15 protein-coding genes are annotated in these 14,395 nt (G+C 50.0%); 6 read left to right on the plus strand and 9 right to left on the minus strand.

The window, feature by feature from the left end:
* The first annotated feature begins 23 nt into the window (after positions 1-23).
* The 4 genes from Q0X97_RS08355 to Q0X97_RS08370 all read left to right on the plus strand — a co-directional run bounded on the left by Q0X97_RS08355 (position 24) and on the right by Q0X97_RS08370 (position 5,503).
* Positions 24-1,250 (plus strand): multidrug effflux MFS transporter, encoded by a 1,227-nt coding sequence (locus tag Q0X97_RS08355; protein ID WP_302067707.1) that lies wholly within the window; start codon positions 24-26, stop codon positions 1,248-1,250.
* A 177-nt stretch (positions 1,251-1,427) separates the two neighbouring features.
* Positions 1,428-2,510, plus strand: a complete 1,083-nt coding sequence (gene pheA, locus Q0X97_RS08360) for a prephenate dehydratase (protein WP_302066879.1) — start codon at positions 1,428-1,430, stop codon at positions 2,508-2,510.
* Positions 2,511-2,898: 388 nt separating this feature from the next.
* The gene (porB, locus tag Q0X97_RS08365) at positions 2,899-4,002 is read left to right on the plus strand and encodes a trimeric porin PorB (protein ID WP_302066880.1); all 1,104 of its coding nucleotides are present in this window, start codon (positions 2,899-2,901) and stop codon (positions 4,000-4,002) included.
* A 217-nt stretch (positions 4,003-4,219) separates the two neighbouring features.
* On the plus strand, positions 4,220-5,503 hold the full coding sequence (locus Q0X97_RS08370) for an AmpG family muropeptide MFS transporter (RefSeq protein ID WP_302066881.1): 1,284 nt from the start codon (positions 4,220-4,222) through the stop codon (positions 5,501-5,503).
* A 75-nt stretch (positions 5,504-5,578) separates the two neighbouring features.
* Here Q0X97_RS08370 and Q0X97_RS08375 read toward each other — a convergent pair whose 3' ends face one another.
* Entirely contained in the window at positions 5,579-6,835 is a 1,257-nt protein-coding gene (locus tag Q0X97_RS08375; protein ID WP_302066882.1) for an OmpA family protein, read from the minus strand.
* Between the two features lie 125 nt (positions 6,836-6,960).
* On the minus strand, positions 6,961-7,599 hold the full coding sequence (locus Q0X97_RS08380; RefSeq protein ID WP_302066883.1) for an MBL fold metallo-hydrolase: 639 nt from the start codon (positions 7,597-7,599) through the stop codon (positions 6,961-6,963).
* A 75-nt stretch (positions 7,600-7,674) separates the two neighbouring features.
* Here Q0X97_RS08380 and Q0X97_RS08385 point away from each other — a divergent pair, with 75 nt between their 5' ends.
* Positions 7,675-8,496 (plus strand): DNA ligase, encoded by an 822-nt coding sequence (locus Q0X97_RS08385; RefSeq protein WP_302066884.1) that lies wholly within the window; start codon positions 7,675-7,677, stop codon positions 8,494-8,496.
* A gap of 645 nt (positions 8,497-9,141) precedes the next feature.
* Here Q0X97_RS08385 and Q0X97_RS08390 read toward each other — a convergent pair.
* From Q0X97_RS08390 to Q0X97_RS08415, 6 genes are all read right to left on the minus strand, one after another.
* The gene (locus tag Q0X97_RS08390) at positions 9,142-9,306 is read right to left on the minus strand and encodes a hypothetical protein (RefSeq protein ID WP_302067708.1); all 165 of its coding nucleotides are present in this window, start codon (positions 9,304-9,306) and stop codon (positions 9,142-9,144) included.
* A 107-nt stretch (positions 9,307-9,413) separates the two neighbouring features.
* Positions 9,414-9,737, minus strand: a complete 324-nt coding sequence (locus tag Q0X97_RS08395; RefSeq protein WP_085363837.1) for an addiction module antidote protein — start codon at positions 9,735-9,737, stop codon at positions 9,414-9,416.
* A gap of 46 nt (positions 9,738-9,783) precedes the next feature.
* Positions 9,784-9,939: a hypothetical protein gene (locus Q0X97_RS08400; protein ID WP_302066885.1), complete on the minus strand. Its 156-nt coding sequence runs from the start codon at positions 9,937-9,939 to the stop codon at positions 9,784-9,786.
* Positions 9,940-10,075: 136 nt separating this feature from the next.
* A complete protein-coding gene (locus Q0X97_RS08405) occupies positions 10,076-11,869 on the minus strand; it encodes a DUF927 domain-containing protein (RefSeq protein WP_302066886.1) in 1,794 nt (597 codons plus the stop codon).
* Positions 11,870-12,043: 174 nt separating this feature from the next.
* Positions 12,044-13,189 (minus strand): toprim domain-containing protein, encoded by a 1,146-nt coding sequence (locus Q0X97_RS08410; protein ID WP_302066887.1) that lies wholly within the window; start codon positions 13,187-13,189, stop codon positions 12,044-12,046.
* On the minus strand, positions 13,152-13,445 hold the full coding sequence (locus Q0X97_RS08415; protein ID WP_302066888.1) for a hypothetical protein: 294 nt from the start codon (positions 13,443-13,445) through the stop codon (positions 13,152-13,154). Before Q0X97_RS08415 ends, Q0X97_RS08410 begins: the two co-directional genes overlap by 38 nt.
* Here Q0X97_RS08415 and Q0X97_RS08420 point away from each other — a divergent pair.
* Positions 13,444-13,581, plus strand: coding sequence for a hypothetical protein (locus Q0X97_RS08420; protein ID WP_302066889.1), 138 nt, complete (start codon positions 13,444-13,446; stop codon positions 13,579-13,581). The genes Q0X97_RS08415 and Q0X97_RS08420 overlap by 2 nt on opposite strands.
* A 126-nt stretch (positions 13,582-13,707) precedes the next feature.
* Here Q0X97_RS08420 and Q0X97_RS08425 read toward each other — a convergent pair whose 3' ends face one another.
* Positions 13,708-14,127 (minus strand): hypothetical protein, encoded by a 420-nt coding sequence (locus tag Q0X97_RS08425; RefSeq protein WP_126303760.1) that lies wholly within the window; start codon positions 14,125-14,127, stop codon positions 13,708-13,710.
* Positions 14,128-14,395: the final 268 nt, after the last annotated feature.

Genomic DNA, 14,395 nt, shown 5'->3' on the forward strand with positions numbered 1-14,395 from the left:
TACGCCTGCCCGAAAGACATTAAATGCCCCCTGCCCCGCAAACACTCGGCGACAAACAGATGGCCACACTGTTAGCCATGCTCGTTGCCTTAATGCCTTTTTCCGTTGATGCCTATCTGCCCGCCATTCCCGCAATGGCGGAAAGTCTGAATGCAGACATTCACCGTATCGAACAAAGCCTGAGTACCTTTCTGTTCGGCGTTGCCGCCGGTCAGATTATCGGCGGTTCGATTTCCGATATCAAAGGCCGCCGTATCGTCGCACTTACCGGCCTGCTGATTTATATCGCCAGCGTTATCGAGCTTGCTCTGGTTCAAACCGGCGAACAACTGCTGCTGTTACGGTTGGTACAGGCTTTCGGCGCGGGCATGACGGTAGTCGTGGTCGGCGCGGTTGTACGCGACAACTACGAAGGCAGAAAAGCCGCGCAAATGTTCGCCTTAATCGGCATCATCATGATGGCCGCCCCACTGGTTGCCCCGATGATCGGCGCAGTTTTGCAAAGCATCGGCGGCTGGCGGGCGATTTTCATATTCTTAGGTATTTATGCCGCTGCCGTTTGGCTGTTGTTACATCGTTTTCTCGCCAAACCGAACGCCACGGAAGCCATCGGCTTCGGCATTTTCCGCAATGTTGCCGGCCGCTACCGCCGCGTACTCGGCACCACGCCCGCATTAGGCTATCTGTTTTTCCAAGCCTTCAGCTTTTCCTCCATGTTTTGCTTCCTTACCGAATCATCATTCGTCTACATGAAGCTATACGGCATTTCCGCCCACACTTACGCATGGGTATTCGGTATGAACATCATTACCATGGCTTTTTTCAACCGCATTACCGCATGGCGGCTGAAGAGAGGCACCCACACACAAAAAATCCTGACTTGGGGCATCATCATCCAATTTACCGCCAACACCCTGATGTTTGTGTCCGTTTTAATCTTCAAACTGCCTCCCATGTGGCTGCTGGTCGGCTGCGTCATGATTTCCGTCGGCACGCAAGGTTTGGTAACCGCCAACACACAGGCGGGATTTATGAGCTATTTCAGAAAAGAAGGGGGCAGCGCCAATGCCGTACTGGGCGTGAGCCAGTCAGTGATCGGGGCCTTAATGGGTATGTTTACCACATGGCTGCACAACGGCACCGCCACCGTCATGTCAAGCATGATGCTGCTATCAACCGTTTGCGGTATCGTATTGTTATGGCTGTGCTCACACCGCGATTGGCACGAAAATCTCAAAAACGAAATATAAGTAGTATGTCAAGGTGCAGCAACGCCGTAGTAAAAATCAAGTTTATCTGCCATATCCGAACAGAGGCCGTCTGAAAACAAATACAGCATCAACCCCTTAAAACCGAATGCCCTTTCAGACGGCCTCAATGGTGCTAAAATCCACCATCCATACAAAAGATAAGATAAAAGGAATACCATGTCTGCCGACGACAAACTGCTGCCGCACCGCAATGCCATCGACAAAATCGATGCCACGATTCTCAACCTGCTCAACCAACGCGCCGGCCACGCACGCGCCATCGGCGAGCTCAAAGGCACCGGCACGGTATACCGCCCCGAACGGGAAGCGGCCGTCTTAAACCGCATCCAAAATCTCAACCACGGCCCTCTTCCCAACGAAGCCGTCGCCCGTCTTTTCCGCGAAATCATGAGCGAATGTCTCGCCGTCGAACGCCCGTTAACCATTTCCTATCTCGGGCCGGCAGGCACTTTTACCCAGCAAGCCGCCATCAAACACTTCGGCCATGCCGCACACACCCAAGCCTGCACAACCATCGACGAATGTTTCCGCCAAGTTGAGGCCCGTCAAGCCGATTATCTGGTCGCCCCCGTAGAAAACTCCACCGAAGGGAGCATAGGCCGCACCCTCGATTTACTATCCGTTTCCCCGCTGCAAGCCTGCGGCGAAGTCGTACTGCGGATTCACCACCACCTGCTGCGCAAAAACAGCAGCGAAAAAACCGGCATCAAAAAAATCTACGCCCACGCACAAGCACTCGCCCAGTGCCACGAATGGCTCAACCGCCACCTGCCTGATGCCGTACGCATCTCCGTATCCAGTAACGCCGAAGCAGCCCGCTTGGCTGCCGAATCAAACGAAGCCGCCGTTGCCGCCATTGCAGGACAAACCGCCGCCGAGCTCTACCGTTTAACCAAAGTGGCCGACAATATAGAAGACGAACCCAACAACACCACCCGCTTCCTCGTGCTCGGACACCAAACCACTACTCCCACAGGCCGAGACAAAACCTCGCTCGTCGTTTCCACTCCCAACAAAGCAGGAGCAGTCAACGCTCTGCTTAAACCATTTACCGAACAAAGCATTTCCATGACTAAATTCGAAAGCCGCCCCAGCAGGTCTGGTTTATGGGATTACCTCTTCTTCATCGATATAGAAGGGCATAAAGACGACACCAAAGTGCAGGCCGCTCTAACGGAGCTGAACGACAGAGCTTCATTCGTCAAAATCATCGGCTCATACCCGACGGCGATCTTATAAACCTTACCTATCGGCCTATGGCGATCTGGCCGTCTGAAGCCTGCCGACTGGCTTGCAATATCCGTACAAGCCAGTAAAACCAAGCTTCCGCAACTTCGTTTGCCAAAAAACAACAAAAAATGACAACTTGTTGTAATCCTGCCAAAAATTAATGGAAAATTTATAACCAACTGATTATATTAAATTTAATTAAATAATGTGGAAGAAACAACACACATTATGTTGCAAACGCATCAAACAGAAGCCGATAAAGTTTGTTTTTTTGCAACGAAGCAATTATATTAGCAGACATGAAATCGCTAACCTTGCGATGAGTGCAAAAGCTTAGATGGATTTCATACCTCCCCATTTAAGTTTGTTTTCTTAACGATAGAAAAGGAATACAGCAATGAAAAAAACTCTGATTGCTTTGACTCTGGCAACTTTGCCTGTAGCTGCTTTTGCCGACGTAACTCTGTACGGTCAAATCAAAGCTGGGGTAGAAGTTTCTAAAATTAAAACAGGTTCTGGCGTAAATAAAGACAAATCCAAAACTGCCACTGAAATCGCTGACTTCGGTTCACGCATTGGCTTCAAAGGTCATGAGCACATCGGTTCTGGTCTGAATGCTATCTGGCAAATTGAGAACAAAGTTTCTGTTGCTGGCGGTGGTGAATTGGCTGGTCGTGAGTCTTTCATCGGCTTGGAAGGTGGTTTCGGTAAAATCCGTGCCGGTAAGTTAGCTACCCAACTGGATGACATGGATCAAGTAGATCCGTGGGAATACAATAGTTCTGCTTTAGGCTTGGGCGTATTTACTCGTACCGGTAAGAAAGTAACTTCTATTAAATATGATACTCCTGTATTCGGTGGCTTCAGCGCTAATGTTCAATACACTCCGCGCGACAATGCCAATCCTGCTGATAAATATGATCACAAGCAACCTGCTAAAGATGCTTACTATGCTGGTTTAAACTATGAAAACTCTGGCTTCTTTGCACAATATGGTGTTGGTGTGCAAAAAAATGCTTACAATTTGATCGATGCTCAAGGTAATCCTGGTAAAGGTAAAACCGGACACGTTCACCGCATCGGAGGTGGCTACGATGCTAACAACTTATTTGTAGCAGTAGGTGCTCAATATGACAAAGGCTTTACTAACCTAGATACTTATGAGCGTGCCTTTACTGGTGAAGATAAACCAGACCGTCCTCTTACTTCTGATGAAGCTGGTGGTTTAGAAATTAAAGAAGTTGCTGTAACTGGTGCATACCGTTTTGGTAACGTAACTCCTCGCGTTTCTTACGCTCATGGTTGGGATGTTAAAGAGTTATCACAATCTAAAAAACCATCTATTAAAGATAGTAAATATGACCAAGTTATTGTAGGTGCTGACTACGATTTCTCTAAACGTACTACTGCTCTGGTTTCTGCTGGCTGGTTGAGAGCTGGTAAAGGTGACACTAAATACCAAAGTACTGCTGGCTTGGTTGGTCTGCGTCACAAATTCTAATCTACTGATTAGTTAGGAAAAGAGTCTGCTTTGTGCAGGCTCTTTTTTTATTACCTTTATTTTCACTTAATTTGAACCTCTCTCAATTACACCCCCATAAAATTATTCTTTATATATTCAATAAATATTTTCAGACGGCCTCTCCACTTCATTGTTACAATACAGCTTAAAACACAAGCTGCCTGCCTACCCTACAGCACAAATTCTGGGAGCATTCATGTCATCCAACACATCCAGCATTATGCGGCAGATTTTTTCCCGCCGCATGCTGATTTGTATTTTTACCGGCTTTACTTCCGGTCTTCCTTTATATTTTTTGATTAATCTGATTCCCGCTTGGCTGCGTAGTGAACATATCGACTTAAAGACCATCGGTCTGTTCGCTTTAATCGGCTTACCTTTCACTTGGAAGTTTATTTGGTCGCCCATCATAGATGCCGTACGCCTGCCCTTTTTAGGACGTAGACGCGGTTGGATGCTGGTTACACAAATCGGCCTGTTGCTAACATTAGCTGCTTATGCTTTCTTAAACCCGCAACAACATATCCCCATCATTATGGGGCTTTCTGTAGTGGTGGCATTTTTTTCTGCCAGCCAAGACATCGTTCTTGATGCTTTCCGGCGGGAAATATTAACTGACAATGAGTTGGGGTTAGGTAACGCTATACACGTCAATGCTTATCGGATTGCCGCGTTAATTCCGGGCTCTTTGTCTCTGGTACTGGCAGACATCATGCCGTGGCACAATGTTTTTTTGATTACGGCTCTGTTTATGTTACCCGGCCTGCTGATGACGTTATTCCTTGCCCAAGAACCGGATTTACCGCCTTCTTCTCCCAAAACTTTCAAACAAACCGTGGCAGATCCTTTTTATGAGTTTTTCAGCCGCAAAGGTGTAAAACAGGCGCTACTGGTATTGGCCTTCATTTTTCTCTATAAAATCGGCGACAGCATGGCCACCGCATTAGCTACGCCGTTTTATCTCGATATGGGATACAGCAAAACCGATATCGGCTTGATTGCCAAAAATGCCGGATTATGGCCTGCAGTTATTTTCGGTATCATCGGCGGCATCTGGATGTTGAAATTAGGTATAAATAAAGCATTATGGCTATTTGGTTTCGTGCAAATCGTAACGATTTTAGGATTCGTATGGCTGGCGGGATTCGGCCATTTTGAAACAGTAACCGCCACAGAGCGCTGGATGTTGGCCGGCGTTATCGGTGCGGAAGCCGTTGGAGTCGGGTTAGGAACAGCCGCGTTTGTGGCTTATATGGCACGGGAAACCAACCCTGCTTTTACCGCCACCCAATTGGCCTTGTTTACCAGCCTTGCTGCCGTACCCCGCACATTCATCAATGCCACTACCGGCTATTTGATTGAATGGTTGGGCTACGTTAACTTCTTTTGGCTTTGTTTCTTCCTAGCGGTACCCGGTATGTTACTGCTCTTTAAAGTGGCACCCTGGAACGGAGATAAAGCACAAACTCCGATATCGTAATCCCATAGCATCAAAAAGGCCGTCTGAAAACTTTTCAGACGGCCTCTGCAATTACCTTAGCATTGAAAGCTTAAATCAACCTTCCACTTTCACTTCAACACGACGGCCTTCTACATCGTTACCGATCGCCCCTGTGGTGCTCTCAGGTTTACGCAGTTCAATATTTTTGGCCTCTACGCCCTGAGCCTCAAAGAACGCTTTTACCGATTCGGCACGCTTTTTAGACAACTGCTGGTTGGCTTTGGCATTACCGGTACTATCGGCAAAACCGCTAATAACCAATTTTTTACCTTCTTTACCGGCAGCAATTACATCGGCCACAATCGCCTCCGCACCTTCAGCCACGTCGGATTTGGCAGTAGCGAAATAGAATTTGGCCACTCCGTCTTCATAAGTTACGCGGGCGACATCTGCCGTTTCTACTTTCACAGCCTCCGGTGCCGATGCTTCCGCTTCAGAAGCAGCCGGAGCAACGGCCGGCATAGATGCTTCTACCGGTTCAGACGGCATCACAGGAGACGCGGCTTCAACTTCTGCGGAAGCAGTTGCCATGCTCTCGGCTCCATCAGAAGCTGCTGAAGCCGACATTTCAGTGGTAGGCATCTGCGCCGGTTCTTCTTTACCTCCGCAACTCTTGAACGCGAATAAAGCCAGCAAAGCAGCCAATGCCAAAGCAATCCATTTGCCCAAACCGGAGCCTTTACCGGCAGCAGTAGCCGCAGCAGCACCGGCGGCCCCTGCTCCTACACCGCCCAATCCGCCGGCCAAGTGGGAAAGATTGCCAAACAAACCGCTCAAACTGCCGATTCCCAGAGCCGACAACATGCCTCCGCTCAACACTTTAGACAACCAGCTTTGCTGTTGCCCCAGCAAGCCCAACAATTGCCCCTGAGTCATATCATCATCTTGCACTTTACCGCGCAACACCGACAACACCAGCGGCAAAGCCAATGATAAGAGTGAACCGGCCGATGCTTTCGATACTCCGCTTTCTTGTGAAATCTGATCGGCTACATCGGCCGCATTGCCGCCCAACAAGTCCGGCAGAAGTCTTTTACCCCATTCGGCCAAACCTTCTAAGCCGCGGCCTTCGCCGGCTTGTTCCACCGCACCGCTCAACTGGCTTCCGGTAGCTCCTTTAATCAGGTCAAACAAGCCTGCTGCGTTGGCAGGATTATCGCCGACATGCTTAACCAATCCCGCAACAACGGCAGGCAGGGTTACTCCAGCAGCTTTCATGCTGTTTTCAGCATTCTCACCGTTACTGGTCAAATACTGGCCTAAAATGCCCCCCAGCTTGCCTTGCAATAAATTACCCAGATCGAAAGACATAATCACTCCTTGATGATGTTAAAACACCCTGTTAAACAGATATGTAAAACATACCCACCAACAATATTACATAACACCACATGCCCAAAGCAGCTTTACTGCCGCCGTTACCGTAACCTACGGCCTTAAGGCTGCAAAAACGGATTATGCTGTTTTTCATGTCCGATGGTTGTCATCCTACCGTGCCCCGGAATTACTTGGGTTTGTTCGGGCAACACCAGCAGTTTGCCTGTAATATTGTGAATCAGATCGGCATGATTTCCGCGAGGAAAGTCCGTTCGACCGATCGATTCATAAAACAAGACATCTCCGGCTACTAATAATTCCGTGTCTTTACAATAAAACACAACATGGCCGGGTGTATGGCCGGGGATATGCAGCACTTCAAACGTATAATTCCCCACAGTCAGCTTATCTCCCTCATGCAACCAACGGGTGGGCGTAAACGACGGAGAAACAGGAAAACCGTATTGTGCCGTCACATGAGGAAGCTGCTCCAACAAAAACAAATCGTCCTCATGCGGCCCCAACACAGGCACTTCCTGATGAGACAGCATTTCCACCACACCGCCCGCATGATCAAAATGACCGTGTGTCAGCCAAATTTCCTTCAAATTCAAACCGTGCTTATTGATTTGTTCCAATAAAAACGGCACATCTCCGCCCACATCGGTTAAGACGGCCTCACAGGTTTCATCATCCCAAATGAGGGTACAATTTTGACGAAACGGAGTTACTGCGATTATTTCACATTGCAAAGCCATGTTTATCAATTCCTTTATTTTTCAGAAAACTTGTAATAATATCCCTCAAAACTATTCAAATATTACAGGGAAATTATGAAAACCATCATACCTTTTTGCCTTTTATTTCTCACCTCTGCCGCCATCGCAGCACCCGATTTACTGCTCGCACAAGAATATAAAAATCAAAACATTACCGGCTGGGCCATGAGTGAAAAACTTGACGGAGTACGAGCCTATTGGAACGGCACGCAACTCATCAGCCGCCAAGGATACGCATTCACACCTCCCTCGGGCTACACTCGAAACTTCCCACCTTACCCGATAGACGGCGAACTATTCAGCCAACGCGGGCAGTTCGAACAAATCTCCGCTGCAGTGCGTTCGCATTCGGGTAATTGGAGCAACATCAAGCTACACGTTTTCGACGTTCCCCAAGCAAAAGGTAATCTTTACCAACGCTTGGCCGTCTTAAAACAATGGCTCTCACAACATCCCGAAGCCCCCATTACCATCATTCCGCAAACCCCTGTGCGCGATACCCATCATGCGGCAACGTTTTTAAAATTGGTTGAATCCAAAGGCGGGGAAGGCATCATGCTGCGCCATCCCGACAAACCCTACACCGGGGGCCGCAGCCCTTATTTATTAAAACTTAAAAGCAAACATGATGCCGAATGCACCGTAACCAAACATCACGAAGGAAAAGGCAAATACGCAGGCAAGTTGGGCGCATTAAGTTGTGCCAACCAATACGGCGAATTTCGTATAGGCAGTGGTTTCAAAGATGCCGACCGCAACAATCCACCAGCCATCGGCAGCAGCATCACTTACCGCTACCGAGGATTCACTCAAAAAGGCACACCCAGATTCGCTACTTTTTTGCGGATGCGCAATGACAGCCAACAGCAGCCATAAAAGTTCATTTTAAATCAATCAGACCAGAAATTTTTCATAAAAAGGCACTTCTATTCCAACAAAGGCAACCATCATTTCAAACAATAAAAAGGCCGTCTGAAAATATTTTCAGACGGACATCGAGACTTGAATCAGCCATTTAAATATTTGGTTTAATTATAAATTTTATTTCCATATTTGATAAATACCCCCAAATATACCCCCATCTTGCAAAAGTCAAAGCGTTTTGGGGCTGATTTTGTGGTTTTTTGGCGGCTTGGGGGCATGGGGTTTTGTTGGATTGAGTATAACGCATTTTGTACTGTTTTTCAGGCGGCCATAAAAAACACCAGCGGCGGGGCTGGTGTTTGTGTTTTCAGACGGCCTTATAAGCCTGCCAGTTGGTCGGGGTGGCAGTTATACACTTTGGCCAAAGTTTCGCGGGTTTTGGCCTGTGGGCGGCTGTTTAAACGCCCTAAAAAAACATTGCTATATATGCAAAACACTGCGGGAATGGCGGGTATGCGGGTATGATGGGGTTAAAGTATTGATATTAAATGATTAAATCATACCCGATATAGAGAAAATAGGCGGGTTGGTGCGGGTATGGGGTGCGTCTTTACATTATAAGTTTATGATTATAAAGCCATACCCGCACATACCCGCTCATACCTGCGTTAATTTATGTAAGCGGGTATGCGTGAAACCCTTATAAATAAAGGCTTGCAGGGGTGTTTTTAATTGCATACCCGCCATACCCGCTGATTTTTCGTTATCCTGTATAGGGAAAAATTTTTTATGAAATAATTTGATGATTTTTTGGTAAATCATTTCCTGATGGGAAATAATAAGGGGGCGGGCTTGGGTAATATAAGTTTTAAAAAGGCCGTCTGAACAATTACCCCTTGTTTCAGACGGCCTTTTTTGTATTTGGCAGTTTAGGGCTTTTCTGCCGTTTGCGGTGGCTTGGCCGTAAACGTCATTTGTACCCCCAACGCGTGTAATACTTTGGTAATGGTATCAAAGCGGGGTTTGGCATTGGGGGCTAGTGATTTGTATAGGCTTTCACGGGATACCCCCGCATCTTTGGCTACTTGCATTATGCCCCGCGCTTTGGCGGCGGTATTGATGGCCTGTAACAAAATATTGTTGTCGTTTGCGTCTATGGCTTCTTCTGCCGCTGCTTCCAAGAATAAGGCTATGTCTTCTTCGTCTTGCAAATAGCGGGCGGGGTCAAATGGGGTAATGGTGGTTTTAGTCATGGCTTAATTCCTGTTTGATTTGGTGGGCGCGGGCTATATCGGCTTGCTATGTGCCTTTGTCGCCGCCTATGGCTTTATGGTCGCCTAAGTTGCCCAATTGGGCGCGTGATAGGCGGGCGGCAATCTTGGCTTTGGCGCGTTTGTCTTTTAGGGCGGCAAGCCATGTTTCAAAGTGGTTTGTGGTTTTGATTTGGTATTCCATATATTGATTATGTATCCGATTGGATACATTGTCAATGCGTATGCCCTGCCGTTTCAGACGGCCATAAAAAACACCAGCGGCGGGGCTGGTGTCGGGTTGGTTTTCTGCCGATAAACCTTAAGGGCTTTCAGACGGCCTATTGTTCGGCTTGGTTGTCGCTGTCTTGGCTTGGCGGCTCTATGCCTACCAGCACATAAAAACGCCCTTTGCCATAGCGTTTGAATTGCCAGCGGCTGTCTTTCCCATCACGTTTCAGCCATTTAATGCCGAAAAGTACATTACAAGTCTTGTTTGTTTCAAAACTTTTGGATATTTCGTTTTCAAACACGGCGGGGATTATCCAAAATTCGTCTAAATGCGCTTGCTCTTTGCGCTTTCGATAGCCTGCGTGGTCTTGATTGGTAAATTCGCTGTTCCAATCCACAAAGCGCATGGATTCTGCGTAAAGTTGCATGAAGTCTATGGCCTGTTTGATGATTTGGTTGTCTTCATATTTGCCTGTGCCTGTACGGCTGTGCCATGCGTCGAAACATTGCTTGATGCCTGCCATGCCTACCCCTGCGCCTAAGCCTGTAATGCCGTGTTTGGCGGCCAGTTCCAGCGCGGCGGCGGTTATGGCAAAGCGTAGGGCAACGGTGCGGCTTTGGCCGTCGGTATCGGGCAACATGGCCATAAAGTCGGCCATTATGGCGCGGGCTTCGTTGATGGCTTTAGGGTCTTCCAATAGCAGGCGGATAAGGGCGCGGCCTGCGGTGCCGTGGTATCGCGCGGCGTGGGCGGTTATGGCTTCGCTTAAGGCTGCGCCTTTTTCGTGGCCGTGCAGGGTGTCAAAAACGCCTAAGCCTTTGCCTGCGTCGCTGGGAATATCGGGCAGGCGGGCGGCTTGGCCTGCGTTCCATTCTACGCCTGCCGTTCTTAGAAAGCTGTTTAGGGGCTTTTCGCCTGTGGAAAGCATGAAAATGCGCCAGCGGCTTAATTCTCGGTTGCCGCCGTCTTTTGCGCCCTGTACTTTGGAAACGCCGTTAATCACGGAATAGGCGGTTTGTGCTACGGCTTTGGCGTTGGCTTGTCCGATTTCGTCTAATACCAGTAAGCCGTCATTGCGGGCGGCGGCGGTGTTGGTAAAGCCTAAGCCTGTGCCTGTCCATGTCAGCATAAGCGTTTCAGGGTTGCCCCATACGGATAATGCGGCTTTGGCGGCGGTTGATTTGCCGTCGCGTGAATCGCCGAAAAGGTGGAATCCCCCTGCTTCGATATTCAACAGGCGGGCAAGCGGGGCGGCTAGGGCTGTGCCGATTGCCAAGCATAGGCGGCTGTTGCCTGCCATATAGCGGGCTATGCCTTGCTGCCAGTCTTCAAGGCTGCCGCTTTCGGTGTAGCTGTCGGCCTGTGATTTGTCGCCGTTGTAAATCACTTTGGCGGGCTGTTTTTTGGCGGTTATGGCTTCGCCGTTGGGCAGGATATAGGCTGTATTGTCGGCACACCAGCCCGCGCGGTTGGTTACGGTATAGCGTTCGTTGCTGCCGTCGGTTTGCAGATAATCGGCCAGTAATTCGCGTTTTCTGCGGCTTGCTATGACTGTAATGCCGTGTGATTGCAGGCGTTGCCAGTTTACGCCGATTTCGGCCATCGGCAGGGCTTCTATGCGGGCTTTGCGGGTTACGGCATCGCGCCAGCGGATAATGCGGTAATGGCTGCCCGTTTCGTCTGTGCCGCGCCCGATAAGCTCGATTGGGTCGGCCAGTTTCAGCGGGGGTTTTTCGTGTACTTCGCCGTACTTGTCGGTTTCTACGGCAATGTAGAAAACGCCGTTTTTGGTACATTGGAAATGCGGGCGCAATTCTGCTTGTTCAAACTCGGCAAGGGCGGCGGCCTGAATGGTTTCGGGGCTGGTGTCGGCGGTGTTGTCGTGTATGGTTTCGTTTTTCATGATGGTATTCCTGATTTTTCCTGTTTTGGGCGGCCTGTATCGGCTGCCCTTTTTGTTTGCTGGTGTATTTCAGACGGCAGGCGGGTAAATCTGCGCTGTTTGGGGTGTTATCCGCTTAGGTAAGGGGGTAAGCCGTCTGAAAGGGAAACGGGCTGAAAACGCAAATACGGCGGTTTACGGCGGGGCGGTCTGTTCGTCTTGGCGGCGGCTCAGTTCGTCCAAAGCGTCAAAGCCTGCCGTTTCGGGCTGCCATATCCGCGCCTTGATACCTGCCTTGATGGCTCTTACTGCCAAGCTGTGGGCGGCTTTCATGCCCGTGCGGTTGTCGTCGTTGTCGGCGCAGATAAACAGTTCCTGCGTTTCAGACGGCCATATAAACGAAGCCATGCCGTAAGCGGATAAGGCGGCAACGGCGGGCAGGCCGAAAAGGGCGCGGGCGGCAAAGGCGGTTTCTATGCCTTCGGCAACAATCAGGCGGCCTTGTGCGTCGGGTTGAAAAAGGTGTACCGCTGCGCCTTTCAGTGCATCGGGTAAACGGGATTGCATCTTTTTGGCGAGCAACGGCTCGCCTGTGTACGGGTGGTGGATATTCAGTTTGGTAAAGGCGGGGATATGGTTGCCGTTATCGCCGTATGGCTTGGTATAAACCGCATCAAGGTAGGTTTTATGCAAGCCCTGTAATTGGCCGTCTGCGGTGGTTACGGCGGCCAGCATGGCGGGGAAATAGCCGATTAACAGCGGCTTGGCTGTTTGGCCGTCGGTGTCGGTTGCCCATAGGGGTAAGGCTGCGTGATAGCGGATATTTAAGGCCGTCTGAAAAGCGGCGGCGGGCAGGCCGCGCCCGTGCAGATATTGCGCGGCGGGGTCTTGGCCGCTGATGGGTATGGCTTCGTGCCATAGATTCAGCAAGGCGGCCTGTTTGTCTTTCGGCGGGGCGGCGGGCTTGGCAGGGGGCAACGGGGTGCGGGGCTGGTGTTGCCCTGCTTGGCCGTCTGAAAAACCCAATAAAGCGGCGGTTTCGTTGGCGGCGGTGGCAAAGTCGTAGCCAAACACCAACATAAGCAAGTCAAAGCCGCTGCCGCCGTCGGGGGTGCATTGGTTGCAGATAAATGCGCCCGTGCCTTGATAGTCGGTGTAGCGGTAACGGTCTTTGCCGCCGCAATAGGGGCAGGGGCAATGTTTGCGGGGGTTAAGGTATTCGCGGGGAATGCCAAGCGCGGCATGGATTTCAGGCCAGCGGCCAGCGGCGGCGGCTTTCAGGTCGGATAGGTCGTAACGGCGGTTATTCATGGCCTGCCCCGCTTTCTGATACGGGTTCATACACTACGGCGGCAAGCGGGTTTTCTGTCCAATCGGCAGGAATGGCGGCGGTTTGGCTGGTGTGGTGGCGGGGTGTTTGGCTTTGGCCGTCTGAAACGGTGTTTATCGATACGGCAGGCGGCGCGGTGTGGGCGCGGGCGCGTTTGGCGGTGCATGATGAAAATGCAAGGGAAACCATGCAGGCGGCTAATGTGCCTGTGAAAATGGCGGCGGTTTTGGCGGCTTTAACGGCTTGCTTGTCTTGGCGGGTTGTCATGGCGTTTGCCTTTCGTTTGCTGTCTGTTGCCGTATCCGTTCGGCAGGCGGGTAAATCTGCGTTTTTTGGGGCGTTTGCCGTTTGGGTAAGGGGTAAGCCGTCTGAAAGCCCGAAACGCAATATGGCGCGTTTTTAAACGGGGTTTAAACGAGGTCTTACGTTTCTTTCGGGTGCAGAAAACCCGCCCTTGCCGTTTTACGGGCAGGGCAAGGCGTTTTAAAAAGGGGGTGTTTAGGGATTAGGGGGCGGTTTCAGACGGCCTTTAGCAGTTCGGCCATTCTTCGCCGCTGGGCTTTTGGGCTGCCTGTTTGGCGGCATTTTCCGCATCACGGCGCAATGTGGCGCGGTTATGCTCAAGCGTATAACTGATACCCGCCATTTCTTGCATGATTTGGCCTGTAATGCTCAAGGCGGCGCATAGGGTGTTATCGTCTTGGTTGGTGTAGTCCATATTGCAGGCGGCAAGGTCTGATACGGTCTTGCCCATATAAAGCAAAGTGCAGTTGATTTGCTCTTGTAAAACAACGGTGTCGGCTTCGCTTAATTTGCCGTCTCGTTGCCATTGGCTGATTTGGTTCGAAGCAATGGCTAAAAACGTGCCTATGCCGTCATGTTGTAAATTGAATAAGGGATTCTGTTTAGATTGCGGCGCGGCGGCCTGTTGGGTTTGATTTTGATTCATGATGTTTACCTTTCTATGTGGTCTTTCCGCCGCCGCTCACGTTCTCACGCGTGGGGCGGCAGACAAAGGGCAAAGTGTGAGAAACTGGCACATAGAACCAGTGGGCATAAAGCCCGCTTTGCCCCCGCCTGCCATTGAAAAAGGTAAAACAAGGGGAATGCAAACAATAGAAACGCCGCTGATATTCGGGCTATCGGATAGCTCTGATATTCGGGGCGGCTTGCTTGCCTATGTATTCAGCTTCTCACGGCTGGTTACTGGATTTACA

Origin of the sequence: Neisseria sp. MVDL19-042950 (assembly GCF_030504625.1) — a bacterium.
Classification (GTDB): Bacteria; Pseudomonadota; Gammaproteobacteria; order Burkholderiales; family Neisseriaceae; genus Neisseria.